A 13869-nucleotide genomic window follows, 5' to 3' on the forward strand; every position below is an offset into this window, starting at 1 on the left:
ATTTTATAATTCCACAAAATAAAAAGTAAACTCCTTTTATATAAGATTGTACCAATTGCTTGATTTTACATAAAATATAAAATTATATTTGACAAAAACTAATAAAAAAAACTATAAACAAAAAAAAACATAACTATACATAATGATATAAAATCTTTTTTAATAATTTTATAATTAGACAATTTAGTACGATTATTACCTATGACAAAACCTCTTGTTTCCATAGCATTAGCTAAAACAAAAGATTTTTGAAAAATTAAAACAAAAATAGGAACCAACAAAGAAATTAAAAAATAAATTTTTTTAAAAATATTCTGGGTATATAAATTTAAACCTCTTGAAATTTGAGCTTTAATAATTTTTTGTATTTCAATCAACAAAAAAGGAATAGACATAAAAATCAGAGAAATCATAATACAAAAAACTTCAGTAGGAATACCAATTTTTTTCAAAGGCTTCAAAATAATTTCTAATCCATCATTAATTTCCATAAAAGAAGTAGTTTCGCTAATTAAAATGTTAAGTATTAATATAAACGAAATACGAATCAAAATTAAAAATATATAAAATAAATCTTTTATTTTAAAAAATAAAACCTGTATATATTTAGTTTGGAAATTAATTTTAAAAAAAATAAAAGGTAATAATAAAAATACTACTAAATTAGTTATCAAATAAATTTTTTTATGAATACTTTTTTTAACAAAAAACAAAAAAAATAAAAACAAAATAAAAAACCAAATAAAAGTATTTTCAAAAATATAAATAGAACAATATTTTTCAGATGGTTTTTCAAAAGAAAGATAAATAAAAAAACTAAATAAAATAAAAAATTTAAAATTTAACAAGTTTTCTATTAATTTTAAAAAAGAAAAATTAATAGACCAAAGTAATCCAAAAAGACTTAAAGTAACAAAAAAAAAGGGTAAAAATGACAAAAAAATATTTAATTTGCTATTTGCTTTAAAAAAACAATCTATATTTAAAGTAAAAATAATTTTAAAAAATAAAATAGTTAAAATTATCTTTAAAGCTGGATTAAGAGAGAATAAAAAAGAATTTTTTTTAAAATTATTATAATTTATAATATTAGACATATTCAATTTAATAAAAATTTTATCCTTTATTTTGTTAAAAATTCTACCAAATATTCCAATAATTGTTCAAAATTATATTTTGGTTTGAAGTCTATACCTATTTTTTGACTTAAAATTTTTAAAATTTTAAAACATTGTGGTTCATTATAAAAAAAAGATTTTAATTTTGATATTTTATTAAAAAAAATTTCTTTAGAATTATCAAAAATAATTTTTCCTTTTTCTAAAAAAATAATCCTTTTCGCATATTGAGCAACTAAATCTATATCATGAGTAATCAAGATAATAGTTGTTTTATCATTTTCATTTTTTTTTTTTAAAATATCCATAATTTCTTTTTGACTATTATGATCTAATCCTCTTGTAGGTTCGTCTAAAATTAAAATAGACGGTTCCATAGCTAAAATTCCAGCAATAGCTACTTTTCTTTTTTGACCACCTGATAGTTTAAAAGGAGAAATATCAAATAAATCTTTGCTTATACCTACTTTTTTTAAAGATTTTATAGCTATTTTTTCAGCTTCCAAATTACTTTTGTTAAAATTTTTAGGAGCAAACATTACATCTTTCAATACATTTGTTTCGAATAATTGATATTCAGGAAATTGAAATACTAAACCTACTTTTTTTTTAACAAAAAATAATTGTTTATTAGAAGTTTTATAATTAATTTTATAATTAAAAATATCTATATATCCTTCTGATGGCAATAATAAACTATTCATTAATTGAGCTAAAGTAGATTTTCCTGAACCTATTTTACCAATTAAAGCTATAAATTCATTTTCAGATTCAATTTTTAAATTAATATCTTTTAAAACATAATTTTTTTCATGCTTATTATAATAAAAATTTACATTTGTAAACTGTATTCCCATAAAATATCCTTAATTTGATTTAAATAATTTGGGTTTATTTTTTGTAAATATTTTTTTTTGCAGAATTCTCTATATAATTGTAAGGATAAAGGTAAACTTAAAAAAAATTTATTCAAAAAAAAATCATCTTTCAATAAATTGGAAGTTTTATCATATTTCCATATGATACCATTATTTAAAACAATAATTTCATCACTTTTTAAAGCTAAGGAAAAATCATGTGTTATAGTAATAATAATTTTTTTTGTTTTGCTTATTTTTCTAATAATATTATTAATTTCTTGAGCTCCTTGTGGATCTAAAAAAGAAGTCGGTTCATCAAAAATAATGATTTGTGGTTCCATAGCTAAAACAGAAGCAATTGCTACTTTTTGTTTTTGACCTCCTGATAATTCTTGAGGTTTTTTATCTAATAATTTTTGAATACCTAAAATAGAAGAATATTTATTAATTAATTCAATAATTTTATTTCTTGATAATTTTTTATTTTCTAAACCAAAAGCTATATCGCTTTTAACATCAAAACCAACAAATTGATAATCAGGATTTTGAAAAACAATACCCATAATAGAACGTAAATCATTTAATGTATTTTCATTCAATTCTGTATTATTTATTAAAACTCTACCTTCATAAGAATGAAATAAACCGATTAAAATTTGAGCTAAAGTAGATTTACCTGAACCGTTATTTCCTATGATAGAAATCCATTTATTATTATAAATTTTAAAATTTAAATTTTTTAAAACTTTTTTATTATTATAACTAAAACTTAAATTTTGAACTTCTATCATTTTTTTAAATTACCTAATTTTCTTAAAAATATAAAACAAATATCTTGTTTTTATATCAAAATTATACTAAAGAAATAAAAGCCATAGGAGCAGAATCTCCTTTACGATATTCGCTTTTAATAATTCTTGTATAACCACTATTTCGATCTAAATATCTTTTTGATATATCTTGAAACAATTTTTGTAAAATATTTTTTTGAATTTTATTATTTATATTTTGATTAAAAAATAAAAGCAAAGCTTTTCTTTTTGAAGCTAAATCATTTTTTTTTCCTAAATTTACAACTTTATCAAATATTCTTTTTAATTCTTTAGCTTTAGATTCGGTAGTATAAATACGTTCATGAATAATTAAACTAGCTACTAAACTCTTCATTAAAGTTTTTTTTTGAGAAGTATTTCTTCTTAATCTACTATACATTTTATCTCCTTTATTTTTCTTATTAGAATATAATAACAAGAAAATTTATAAATAATTTAATAAAAAAAAATAAAAATATAATTTTTATTGATCACTCATCATCATCTTTTTTAAAACAAACTTTAAATTCTTTCATTTTATTTTTTAATTCTTCAAAAGATTTTTTTCCTAAACTATGTAATTTAGCAATATCTTTTTCTGTATAACTAACTAAATCTCTTACAGTATCAATTCCAGATTTTTTTAAACTATTAAATAATCTTGCTGATACTTCTAATTGAACAATTTTAAAATCTAAAATATGATTATGATTTTCCACTTTAGGTTCATAAATAAAATCTATTTTTTTAGCTTTTTCTGATAAATCAGCTAAAGATAAAAAATAATCAGATAAAATTTTAGAAGCTGTAGCTAAAGCTTCTTTAGAAGAAATAGACTTATTGGTTTCTATTTCTAACATCAACTCTTCTTTATTATTTAATTTTTGTTCTACATTATAAGTAACTCTTAAAACCGGAGTATATAAAGAATCGATAGCAATAACACCAAATTTATTTTCATTATATAATTTATTTTCTTGTGCACTAACATAACCAATGCCTCTTCTGACAGTAACTTCCATTTTAAAATTAAAATTACTATCAGATACATGTGCAATAATTTGTTCTTTATTAATAATTTTAATACCTTCAATAGGTGTAAAATCTGCTGCTGTTATTGTTCTTTCTCCTTTTAAATTGATCTCCATTTTAGCTTCAAAATCATCATCTTGTGAATCTACATAAATAACAACTTTTTTCAAATTCAAAATAATAGACATAACATCTTCATAAACACCGGGAATAACACTAAATTCATGTTCTACTCCTTGAATATAAACATTAACAATAGATGCTCCTGGCAAAGAAGATAATAAAACTCTCCTCAAAGAATTTCCAATAGTAATACCATAACCTTTTTCTAAACGCTGAATAAAAAATCTTTGATTAAAAACATCATAATTTTCTTCTTCTTGTATCATAAAAGGTTTTATAAATTTTAATTTTCCGATCATTTTGTCTCAAAAACTCCTTTAATAATATTTTTTAACTACGAGGTCTTTTAGGAGGTCTACAACCATTATGAGGAATAGGAGTAACTTCATTAATAGCTGTAATATCTAAACCTGATTCTTGCAAAGCACGAATAGAAGTTTCTCTTCCGGCACCCGCCCCTTTAACAAAAACTTCAATTTGTTTCATTCCTTGTGCTTTAACCAAATCTGATACTTGTTTCGCAACTTGTTGAGCAGCATAAGAAGTAGATTTTCTACTATTCTTAAATCCTAAACAACCAGCACTTTTTGATGCAATAGTATTTCCATCCAAATCTGTAATATTTATAATAGTATTATTAAAAGTTGAATGAATATGAGCAATTCCAGAAATAATATTTTTTTTAATCTTTTTATTACGTTTTGTTTTTTTTTTAGAACTCATAATTTAAATCCTTTTTTTGTTTTTATATTTTTTATATAATGACTTAATATCATTTATTTTTTTGATTTTATCTTTTTAATTTTATCTTTTTTGTTAGATAAAGAAATATTTTTACGATTTTTCTTAGCTGTTTTAGCATTATTCCTAGTTTTTTGTCCTCTAACTGGTAATCCTTTACGATGATGAATACCTCTATCACAACCTATATCCATCAATCTTCTAATATTCATAGCAACTTCTCTTCTTAAAGAACCTTCAACATTAATTTTACTAATTTCTCCTCTAATTTGTGTAAGTTGTTCTTGTGTTAAATTTTGAACTTTAATATCTTCATTAATGTTTAATTCATTTAAAATTTTTTTTGCTGTTTTTTTACCAATACCATAAATGTAAGTTAAAGAAATAATTACTCTTTTATCACGAGGAATATCTATACCCGCTATCCTTGCCATATTTTTTCAATTTCTCCCATTCAAAAATTTTAACCTTGTCTTTGATTATGACGACGTTTTTTTTTATTTATAATATAAATTCTTTTTTTTCGACGAACAATAATGTCATCTGCACTACGTTTTTTAACAGAAGCTCTTACTTTCATTCTATATATTCTCCTTCAATTCTATATAAATAAATATATAAATCAAGTTTTATTAAATTTTATTTTCTTGTGTTAAATAACGATAAATAATACGTTTTTTAGAATCAACTTGAACCTTATCATACTTTAAAATACGAATTTTATTTGAATATAATTTACCAGAAATATAACCTTCAATAATTTTTTCACTAGGTAACAATTTTAATTTAAATTTAGCATTTGGTAATATTTCCATAACTATAGCATCACAAGTGTTGATTTTTTTTGTATTTTTTGTATTCAAATTTTATCACCTACTCTTTTATATATTAAAATTTTTCATGTCAAAATTTCATATCCTTTATCAGTAACTAAAACTGTATGTTCAAAATGAGCACTTAAACTAGAATCAATAGTAGAAGCAGACCAACCATCAGATAAAATTTTAATTTCCTTACTTCCTAAAGTAAACATAGGTTCAATACAAAAAGTCATTCCTTTTTCTAAAACATAATCTTTATCTTTTAGACAATTTTCTTTAGTAAAATCAAAATTAAAAATATTGGGAGCTTCATGTAAACTAGAACCTATACCGTGTCCAGAAAAAACTTCTACAATTCCATAATTATTGATTTTACCTATTTTTTCAATAGCAAGAGAAATATCAGAAATATAATTTCCTGGTTTAACTTTTTTTATACCTTCGTATAATGCTTTAAGAGTGTTTTTAATTAATTTTTTATTATTAGTAGAAGTGTCTCCTAAATAATAAGTCCAAGCAGAATCTACATAATAATCTTGAAATTTAATACCTATATCCAAAGTTACAATATCTCCTAATTTTAAAATCCTTTGTTTAGAAGGAACACCATGGACTATAATTTCATTTACAGAAATACAAGTATAACCAGAAAAATTTTTATAACCTTTAAAAGCTGAAACAACATTATATTTTTTCATTAAACTATTTGCAATTATATCTAATTCTAAAGTAGATAAATTTGGTTTTAAATAAGTTGATAATTCTTCTCTTATGATAGATAAAATCTTACCTGCTTCCCTCATTATAACTATTTCTTGATTTGTTTTTTTAAAAATCATTTTAAATATAATCCTTTAATATTATTAAAATAACTTATTATAAAAATTTTTAACATTTGTTTTAGTCATGATATTTTCTACATATTCTATAGAAACACCTACAATAATAATAAAACTGGTTCCGCTAAATCTAATATATTGTTGTATATTAAAAAAATATCCTATTAAATCCGGTAAAGCTGCCAATATAGTTAAAAAAACAGTTCCAATAATAGAAATTTTTAATAATTCACCAGTAATTTTATAAACAGTTTGTTTTCCAGGTTTTATATTCTCTAAAAAAGCATCTTTTTTAGATAAATGCTCTGCGACATCATTAGGATTAATAGTTATAAAAACAGAAAAAAAAGAGAAAAAAATAATTAATAATAAATAAATATAAAAACCTATTCCTAAATAATTAAAACGTGATTCAAAAAAAATTTTTTCAATTTTTTTAAAAAAACTATTTTCCTTCGTAAAAACACTAATAGTAGGTATAATACTAATAATAGTATTAGCTAAAATAATAGGTAAAACACCAGCTGTATTTATTTTTAAAGGGATATTTTGTTCAATATCTTGAATATTTTTTTTATAGGCATATTTGATAGGTATTTTTAAATATGCAGAGCATAAAATCACTGTTAAAATAAGTAGAAATAAAAACAAAAAACAAATAAGTATTTTTAAATATATAGATAAAAACTTGTTATTTACATATAATAAATTTTTAAAAGTATTAAACAATTCTTTACTAATACCAATAACTATCAAAAGAGAAATACCATTACCTATTCCTTTAGAAGTAACAAGATCAGCTAACCATATACAAATAAAAACTCCTACTATAAGAAAAAAAATAATTTTTAAACAAACAATCTTATTTTCTTTAAAATTAATAATACCTGTTCTTAAAATTAATGATAAACCCTGACCTATAGCAAAAATAATAGTTAAACATCTGGTTATTAAACTAATTTTTTTTTTGCCTCTTTCTCCTTGTTCATTTAATTCTTTTAAAAAAGGTAAAAATTTAACAGCAAATTGCATAATTATAGACGATGTTATATAAGGAATTATACCTAAAGAAAGTAAACATAAAGAACGAGAATTTTCTCCTAAAATATTCATATTAAACATATCAACAAAACTTTTTGACATTTTTTCTTTAAAAATTAATAAAAAGTATTGATCTTTAGTTAGAACAGGAATATAAATTCTAGTACCTATTATATATATAAAAACAACAATTAAAGTTAAAAAAATTTTTTTAATTATTTTTTTTCTATTAAAAAAAAAATTTATTATTTTACTCATATCAAAAATATCCTACTATTTCTGTACTTCCTCCATTTTTCTCAATCAATTTTTTTGCTTTTGAAGAAAATTTAGAAGCTTGTACAATTAATTTTTTAGTAAAAATACCTTTAGCTAAAATTTTAATCAAAAATGATTTTTTTTTAATAATTTTTTTTTTTAATAATAATTCTTTTGTAACAATAGTATCATTATCAAACATTTCTAGTTTATTTATATTTACAATAGAATATTTTTTCTTATTTAAGTTAAAAAAACCTCTTTTAGGTATTCTTTGAAAAAAAGGCGTTTGCCCACCTTCAAAACCTAATCTTGTTTTTCCTCCTGAACGAGCTAATTGTCCTTTATGACCCTTTCCAGCAGTTTTACCATGACCACTCCCTGGTCCTCTTCCTAAACGTTTAGTTTTTTTACGAGAACCTCTTACTGGTTTTAATAAATGTAACAACATATTTGATCAATTCTCCTTAGTAACAACTATTTTTCTGATTGAAACTAAATGACTAATTTTTTTTAAAATTCCTCGAATAACATCATTATCATCTTGGATTATTTTTTGATTTATTTTTTTTAAACCTAAAGTATAAATATTTTTAATTTGATTTTGATTTCTACCGATTAAACTTTTTTTTAAAGTAATTTCTAACTTATTCATTTAATAATTATTCCTTTTTAATTCTAGAATTAAAAGAAATTTCTCTAATTCTTTCTATATCCTTAGGAGTTTTTAAACTTTTAAGACCTTGCATTATTGCTCTAATAACATTAATAGAAGTACGAGAACCAAAAGATTTAGTTAAAATATCTTTTACTCCTACTAACTCTAAAACTGTTCTAGCTGCTTTTCCTCCAGCAATAATACCAGTGCCTTTATAAGCTGGTTTTAATAAAGTTTTAGAAGCGCCAAATTTACCAATAACTTCATGTGGAATAGTAGAACCAGAAAGAGAAATTTGTACTAATTTTTTTTTAGCTCTCTCTAGAGCTTTTCTAATAGCATCCAAAATTTCTTGAGCTTTTCCTGTAGCAAAACCTACTTTTCCTTTTTTATCGCCTACAACAACTAAAGCAGAAAAACGAAAACGGCGCCCGCCCTTAACTACTTTAGTAATTCTATTTATTTGTATTACTTTTTCTTCAAATATGTTTTTCTTAATATTATAGTTTGATTGATTTTTTTTATTAATATTCAAAATTTCAGCCCTTCTTTCCTAACAACATCAGCTAAAGCTTTTATACGACCATGAAATAAATATCCACCTCGATCAAAAACTATATTAGTAATACCTTTTTGTAAAGCTTTTTTAGCTATAATTTTTCCTATATCAGTAGCTACTTTAATATTGACAATATTTGCATTTATTTCTTTGCTATGAGCACTACATAAAGTAACTTGATTTTGATCATCAATAATTTGAACATAAAAATATCTATTCGAATAAAAAACACTTAAACGAGGTTTTTCTTTAGTCCCAATTACCTTTTTTCTTAAACGAATATGACGTTTTTTTCTTAAAACAAAAGATGATTTCTTATTTATCATAATTTGTAATTAACCAATATCCTTTCTAATTTCTATTTTTTGTTACTCTTACCTGATTTTCGATGAATATATTGTCCTACTAAACGAATACCTTTTCCTTTATAAGGTTCTGGTTTTTTTAATTTTAATATTTTAGCTGAAAATTCACCTACCATCTGTTTATCAAATCCTTTAACAATAATTTCCTTGTTTTTAATAATTTCTACCTGTATATCTTTCATAATAGGTAAATAAACTTTATGAGAAAACCCCAAATTAAACACAAGATTAGATGATTCTTTGTTTACGTCAAATCCTATACCAACGATTTCAATTTTTTTAATAAACATATTTTTTAAACCTAAAATCATATTCGCTAATAAGGCTCTAGTAGTACCATGAATTTTTTTCATAAAAAAATCATTGTTAGGTCTAGAAATAGTAATTAAATTTTCTTTTACACTAATATTCAATAAAGGATTAAAATGATATTTTAAAATATTATCTGATGATCTTACTTTTATTAAATTTTTATCTTCAATATCTACTTTTATTCCTTCTGGGATTATAATTATCTTTCTTCCTATTCTTGACATTTATTTTTTATTATTAACTAATTACCAAATATAAGCTAATAATTGACCTCCAATCCTTTTGGATAAAGCCTCATAATCAGTCAAAACACCTTGAGAAGTTGAAATTATAGCAATTCCTAAACCATTCAATACTCTAGGTATTTTTTTTACTGAAACATATCTTGAAACTCTTTTTAATCCTAAAATACTTCTTTCCTTCAAAGAATTGTATTTTAATTTAATAACAATATCTTTTTTTTTAATAATAAAATCCTTTATGAATCCTTCTCTTTTCATAATTTCTAAAATTTTTAATTTTAACTTAGAATTAGGCACTAAAACTTTTTCATAATTCATTATATTAGCATTACGAATTCTAGTTAATAAATCAGCAATAGGATCTGTTACCATAATTGATTATTCACCTTTCTTTTAATTACCAACTAATCTTTTTAACACCAGGTATTTCACCTTTATTAGCTAAAAAACGAAATTTAATTCTGGACAAACCAAATTTTCTCATATAACCTCTAGATCTTCCATCTATTTGATCTATATTTTTTAAACGTACAGAAGATGATTTAATAGGTAATTTGGATAATCCTATATAATCTTTTCTTTTTTTTAATTCTAATCTTTTTTCCCTAAATTTCATAAATAATTCTCTTTGTTTTAGGTTTTGAACGATTTTAGATTTTTTTGCCATAATTTTCTAACACAAATATTCCTTTCTTTTATACAATATAATTTTTATTTAATTATTTTTTAAAAGGCATACCATAAAATTCTAATAATTTTTTAGCATCATAATCATTTTTTGCTGTAGTAACTATACAAATATCCATTCCTTGTACTTTTTTAACTTTATCTAAATCAATTTCAGGAAAAACAATTTGTTCTTTTATACCAAAACAATAATTTCCTTTTCCATCAAAAGATTTGTTTGATAAACCTCTAAAATCTCGTATCCGAGGAAAAACAACTTTAATTAATTTATTTAAAAAAAATTCTTTTTTGACTCTTCTTAAAGTAACTTTTAATCCAATTGGCATTCCTTCTCTTAATTTAAAGTTAGAAATAGACTTTTTAGCTCTAGTAATAACAGGTCTTTGTCCACATATTAAAGTAAGTTGTTCTGAAAAATCATCCATAACTTTAATATTTGAAATAGATTCACGAATACCCATATTTACTACTATTTTTTCTACTTTAGGCAATTGCATTAAAGATTTAAAATTAAAAATTTCTTTTAAAGTCAAAAAAGAATTTTCACTATTATTTAAAATATTATCTTTTTTCATTTATCCAAAACCTTACTTTGATTCAAAATTATCTAAAACATTTCCTGTTTTTTTACTATAACGTATTTTTTTATTAGATTCTATACGAAAACCAACTCTTGTAGGAATTTTTTTATCAGGATCTATTAAAGCAACATTAGAAATATGAATAGGCACTTCTTGCTTAAGGATACCACCTTTATCTTCCTTATTCAAGGGTTTTTGATGTTTAGTTATAATATTAACACCTTCGACTAAAACTTTTTGTTCTTTAAAAAAAATTTTTAAAACTTTACCAATTTTATTTTTTTTTATACCGTCTTTATCAATAAAAAAACGATCTTTTCCTGCGATAACAGCAACTATATCTCCGACTTTAATATACATTATCATTTCCCCTACTTAATATTTAGTTTTAAACTATGAACACTTTTTCTGCTAGAGAAAGAAACTTAGAAAAATTAATACTTTTTAATTTATTATTTCTTACTACTGGTCCAAAAATTCTTGTACCTTTAGGTGTTAAATCATCTTTAATAAGGATAACAGCATTATCACTAAATTTAATGTAAGAACCATCAATTCCATTAGCTCCTGACTTAGTTCTTAAGATTATAGCTTTTGATTTTTCACCTTTTTTAACTATACCAGAAGGAAAAGCTTTTTTAATAGAAACAATAACAATATCGCCTATATTCGCATAACGTCTCTTACTAGCTCCAGGAATATCGATAACTAGAACTTCTTTCGCTCCACTATTATCAGCTACATTTAAACGACTATTTCTTTGAATCATATTGTACTTCCTTATTTTTAATATTTTTAGATATATCTTTATGCAAAATATTCAATAGTCTAAATCTTTTATTTTTAGATAAAGGTCTTGTTTCTATAAATTCAACTAAATAACCAACTTTTGCTACTTCTGTTTCATCATGGACATAAAATTTACTAGTTTTTTTAATTTTTTTATCATACAAAAAATGTTTTTTATAATAATCTACAGCTACAGTTATTGTCTTGTCCATTTTATCAGAAACAACATAACCTTTTAATATTTTTCTACTATTACGCATATATTTTATTCTCCCTTCTTAATAAATTTTCTTATTTTTCATTTCTTTTTTTTGATTTCATTAAGAACTGTTTTCATTCTGGCTATTGTTTTTTTATACTTACGAATAACTGAAGTATCCTTTAATTTGGATAAATCTAATTTAATTTTTTTATCAAAAAGTTCTTTTTGTATAACAAAAATTTTATCTTCTATTTGTTTTTCTGATAATTTACGAATTTCTTCTATTTTCATGGATTATTCTTGACCTCTTTTTACAATTTTAGTCCTAATAGATAATTTATGAGATGCAAGTCTTAAAGCTTCAATTTCTAATTTATCAGAATTGTTCACATCACTTACTTCAAAAATCACTTTTCCTTTTTTAACAACTGCAACCCATAATTCAGGAGCTCCTTTACCAGAACCCATTCTCACTTCTAAAGGTTTTCTAGTTAAAGATAGATGAGGAAAAATATTTATCCAAACCTTTCCTTCTCTTTTCATATGACGAGTCATAGCTATTCTAGCAGCTTCAATTTGTTTATTAGATATCCAATTACCTGTTTTTGCAATAAGACCATAATTACCGTTAATAATTTTATTTTTACCTTTAGATTTTCCTTCGTAACTTAAACGATGAGGACGACGAAATTTTGTCTTTTTAGGAACTAGCATATTTTTACCTCTTTTTTTAAAATTAAAATCATTCTTTTAAATAACTAAAAAAATTAATTATTAATTAATAACTTCTTTTATTTATTATTATTATTATTTTTAATAGGCAAAATTTCATCATTGAAAATCCAAACTTGTATACCTATAACGCCATAAATAGTTCTTGCTTCATCAAAAGCATAATCAATATCTGCTCTTAATGTATTCAAAGGAACTAATCCTAAAGAAATATTTTCTCTTCTTGCTATTTCTGCTCCTCCTAAACGGCCTGAAACAGAAATTTTAACACCTTTAGCTCCTTTTTTTAGAGCTTTTTGAACAGCCATTTTTTGAGCAACTTTAAAAAAAACTCTATTTTCTAATTGCATAGCGATATTTTGAGCAACTAAAGAAGCATTTTTTTCAAACATTTTTATTTCAAAGACATTTATTTCGATTTTTTTTCTAATCAATTCTTCTATTTTTTTAATTAAATTATTTTTTGTTTTATTTTCGGCTCCTTGAATCAAACCTATTTTAGAAGTATAAATATCGATTTCTATCTGTTCACTATCAGATTTCTTTAAACGTTTTATTTCTATTTTACCAATAATTCCTTTAGGATAAAATTTTTTAATTAAATTTCTGATATTAAAATCTTCCAAAACTAAAATAGGGACTTTTTTATCATCAGAATACCATCTAGATTCCCAATTTCTAATAATACCCAATCTTAATCCATTTGGATTACTTTTTTGACCCATTGTTGATCTCCTTATTTTTATTTTCTACAGAAGAAACGGATATAGTTATATGACTAGTTCTTTTTTTTATTTTATCAGTTTTACCTTTTGCTCTCGGAAAAAATCTAGTTAAACGTAAACCTTCGTTAACAAATATTTGATTAATGTATAAATCATCCTCATTAAATTTATAATTGTGAACAGCATTAGCAACAGCACTTTTTAAAAGTTTCAAAACAACAGAAGATGCTGTTTTGCGAGTAAACATTAAAATAGATTGTGCTTCTTTAATTCTTTTTCCTCTGACTAAATCAATTACTAAACGAACTTTTCTAGGAGTAATAGGGATTTTATTTGCAATAGCTTTTATATTCATTTAAAATTACCTTCTTA

General features: G+C 22.7%; 26 protein-coding genes. All 26 read right to left on the reverse strand.

The window, feature by feature from the left end:
- Window positions 1-98: 98 nt before the first annotated feature.
- The 26 genes from F1741_RS00205 to rplV all read right to left on the reverse strand — a co-directional run bounded on the left by F1741_RS00205 (window position 99) and on the right by rplV (window position 13852).
- The gene (locus F1741_RS00205) at window positions 99-1097 is read right to left on the reverse strand and encodes an energy-coupling factor transporter transmembrane component T family protein (protein ID WP_152309603.1); all 999 of its coding nucleotides are present in this window, start codon (window positions 1095-1097) and stop codon (window positions 99-101) included.
- 26 nt (window positions 1098-1123) lie between these two features.
- Complete coding sequence (locus F1741_RS00210) at window positions 1124-1975, reverse strand: ATP-binding cassette domain-containing protein (protein ID WP_152309604.1); 852 nt, start codon at window positions 1973-1975, stop codon at window positions 1124-1126.
- Complete coding sequence (locus F1741_RS00215; RefSeq protein WP_152309605.1) at window positions 1951-2769, reverse strand: ATP-binding cassette domain-containing protein; 819 nt, start codon at window positions 2767-2769, stop codon at window positions 1951-1953. Before F1741_RS00215 ends, F1741_RS00210 begins: the two co-directional genes overlap by 25 nt.
- Before the next feature lie 61 nt (window positions 2770-2830).
- Complete coding sequence (gene rplQ, locus F1741_RS00220) at window positions 2831-3190, reverse strand: 50S ribosomal protein L17 (RefSeq protein WP_152309606.1); 360 nt, start codon at window positions 3188-3190, stop codon at window positions 2831-2833.
- 91 nt (window positions 3191-3281) lie between these two features.
- The gene (locus tag F1741_RS00225; protein WP_152309762.1) at window positions 3282-4241 is read right to left on the reverse strand and encodes a DNA-directed RNA polymerase subunit alpha; all 960 of its coding nucleotides are present in this window, start codon (window positions 4239-4241) and stop codon (window positions 3282-3284) included.
- A gap of 34 nt (window positions 4242-4275) precedes the next feature.
- Window positions 4276-4668, reverse strand: coding sequence for a 30S ribosomal protein S11 (gene rpsK, locus F1741_RS00230; protein ID WP_152309607.1), 393 nt, complete (start codon window positions 4666-4668; stop codon window positions 4276-4278).
- 53 nt (window positions 4669-4721) lie between these two features.
- Window positions 4722-5120 (reverse strand): 30S ribosomal protein S13, encoded by a 399-nt coding sequence (gene rpsM, locus F1741_RS00235; RefSeq protein WP_152309608.1) that lies wholly within the window; start codon window positions 5118-5120, stop codon window positions 4722-4724.
- 29 nt (window positions 5121-5149) lie between these two features.
- The gene (gene rpmJ / locus F1741_RS00240) at window positions 5150-5266 is read right to left on the reverse strand and encodes a 50S ribosomal protein L36 (protein WP_152309609.1); all 117 of its coding nucleotides are present in this window, start codon (window positions 5264-5266) and stop codon (window positions 5150-5152) included.
- Window positions 5267-5318: 52 nt separating this feature from the next.
- Complete coding sequence (locus tag F1741_RS00245) at window positions 5319-5549, reverse strand: translation initiation factor IF-1 (RefSeq protein ID WP_280177756.1); 231 nt, start codon at window positions 5547-5549, stop codon at window positions 5319-5321.
- 35 nt (window positions 5550-5584) lie between these two features.
- Window positions 5585-6346: a type I methionyl aminopeptidase gene (gene map / locus F1741_RS00250; RefSeq protein ID WP_152309610.1), complete on the reverse strand. Its 762-nt coding sequence runs from the start codon at window positions 6344-6346 to the stop codon at window positions 5585-5587.
- A gap of 24 nt (window positions 6347-6370) precedes the next feature.
- Window positions 6371-7645: a preprotein translocase subunit SecY gene (gene secY / locus F1741_RS00255; protein ID WP_152309611.1), complete on the reverse strand. Its 1275-nt coding sequence runs from the start codon at window positions 7643-7645 to the stop codon at window positions 6371-6373.
- Window position 7646: 1 nt separating this feature from the next.
- Entirely contained in the window at window positions 7647-8096 is a 450-nt protein-coding gene (rplO, locus tag F1741_RS00260; RefSeq protein ID WP_152309612.1) for a 50S ribosomal protein L15, read from the reverse strand.
- 6 nt (window positions 8097-8102) lie between these two features.
- Window positions 8103-8300 carry a 50S ribosomal protein L30 gene (rpmD, locus tag F1741_RS00265; protein ID WP_152309613.1) on the reverse strand — a complete coding sequence of 66 codons (198 nt, stop codon included), beginning with the start codon at window positions 8298-8300 and terminating at the stop codon, window positions 8103-8105.
- Between the two features lie 7 nt (window positions 8301-8307).
- The gene (gene rpsE / locus F1741_RS00270; protein WP_152309614.1) at window positions 8308-8838 is read right to left on the reverse strand and encodes a 30S ribosomal protein S5; all 531 of its coding nucleotides are present in this window, start codon (window positions 8836-8838) and stop codon (window positions 8308-8310) included.
- Window positions 8835-9188 carry a 50S ribosomal protein L18 gene (gene rplR / locus F1741_RS00275; RefSeq protein WP_152309615.1) on the reverse strand — a complete coding sequence of 118 codons (354 nt, stop codon included), beginning with the start codon at window positions 9186-9188 and terminating at the stop codon, window positions 8835-8837. Before rplR ends, rpsE begins: the two co-directional genes overlap by 4 nt.
- A gap of 32 nt (window positions 9189-9220) precedes the next feature.
- Window positions 9221-9763 (reverse strand): 50S ribosomal protein L6, encoded by a 543-nt coding sequence (gene rplF, locus F1741_RS00280; protein WP_152309616.1) that lies wholly within the window; start codon window positions 9761-9763, stop codon window positions 9221-9223.
- Window positions 9764-9784: 21 nt separating this feature from the next.
- Window positions 9785-10156 (reverse strand): 30S ribosomal protein S8, encoded by a 372-nt coding sequence (rpsH, locus tag F1741_RS00285; RefSeq protein WP_152309617.1) that lies wholly within the window; start codon window positions 10154-10156, stop codon window positions 9785-9787.
- Between the two features lie 22 nt (window positions 10157-10178).
- The gene (gene rpsN / locus F1741_RS00290) at window positions 10179-10448 is read right to left on the reverse strand and encodes a 30S ribosomal protein S14 (RefSeq protein ID WP_152309618.1); all 270 of its coding nucleotides are present in this window, start codon (window positions 10446-10448) and stop codon (window positions 10179-10181) included.
- A gap of 52 nt (window positions 10449-10500) precedes the next feature.
- Window positions 10501-11043: a 50S ribosomal protein L5 gene (gene rplE / locus F1741_RS00295; protein ID WP_152309619.1), complete on the reverse strand. Its 543-nt coding sequence runs from the start codon at window positions 11041-11043 to the stop codon at window positions 10501-10503.
- A 12-nt stretch (window positions 11044-11055) separates the two neighbouring features.
- Window positions 11056-11409: a 50S ribosomal protein L24 gene (rplX, locus tag F1741_RS00300; protein WP_152309620.1), complete on the reverse strand. Its 354-nt coding sequence runs from the start codon at window positions 11407-11409 to the stop codon at window positions 11056-11058.
- A 28-nt stretch (window positions 11410-11437) separates the two neighbouring features.
- Window positions 11438-11818: a 50S ribosomal protein L14 gene (rplN, locus tag F1741_RS00305; protein ID WP_152309621.1), complete on the reverse strand. Its 381-nt coding sequence runs from the start codon at window positions 11816-11818 to the stop codon at window positions 11438-11440.
- Window positions 11802-12098, reverse strand: a complete 297-nt coding sequence (gene rpsQ / locus F1741_RS00310; RefSeq protein WP_152309622.1) for a 30S ribosomal protein S17 — start codon at window positions 12096-12098, stop codon at window positions 11802-11804. The genes rplN and rpsQ overlap by 17 nt, the downstream gene beginning before the upstream one ends.
- 38 nt (window positions 12099-12136) lie before the next feature.
- Window positions 12137-12331 (reverse strand): 50S ribosomal protein L29, encoded by a 195-nt coding sequence (gene rpmC / locus F1741_RS00315; RefSeq protein ID WP_152309623.1) that lies wholly within the window; start codon window positions 12329-12331, stop codon window positions 12137-12139.
- Window positions 12332-12334: 3 nt separating this feature from the next.
- Entirely contained in the window at window positions 12335-12754 is a 420-nt protein-coding gene (gene rplP, locus F1741_RS00320) for a 50S ribosomal protein L16 (RefSeq protein ID WP_152309624.1), read from the reverse strand.
- A gap of 77 nt (window positions 12755-12831) precedes the next feature.
- Complete coding sequence (gene rpsC / locus F1741_RS00325) at window positions 12832-13497, reverse strand: 30S ribosomal protein S3 (protein ID WP_152309625.1); 666 nt, start codon at window positions 13495-13497, stop codon at window positions 12832-12834.
- The gene (gene rplV, locus F1741_RS00330) at window positions 13481-13852 is read right to left on the reverse strand and encodes a 50S ribosomal protein L22 (RefSeq protein WP_152309626.1); all 372 of its coding nucleotides are present in this window, start codon (window positions 13850-13852) and stop codon (window positions 13481-13483) included. Before rplV ends, rpsC begins: the two co-directional genes overlap by 17 nt.
- Window positions 13853-13869: the final 17 nt, after the last annotated feature.

Origin of the sequence: 'Cynodon dactylon' phytoplasma (assembly GCF_009268075.1) — a bacterium.
Lineage (GTDB): Bacteria > Bacillota_I > Bacilli_A > Acholeplasmatales > Acholeplasmataceae > Phytoplasma > Phytoplasma cynodontis.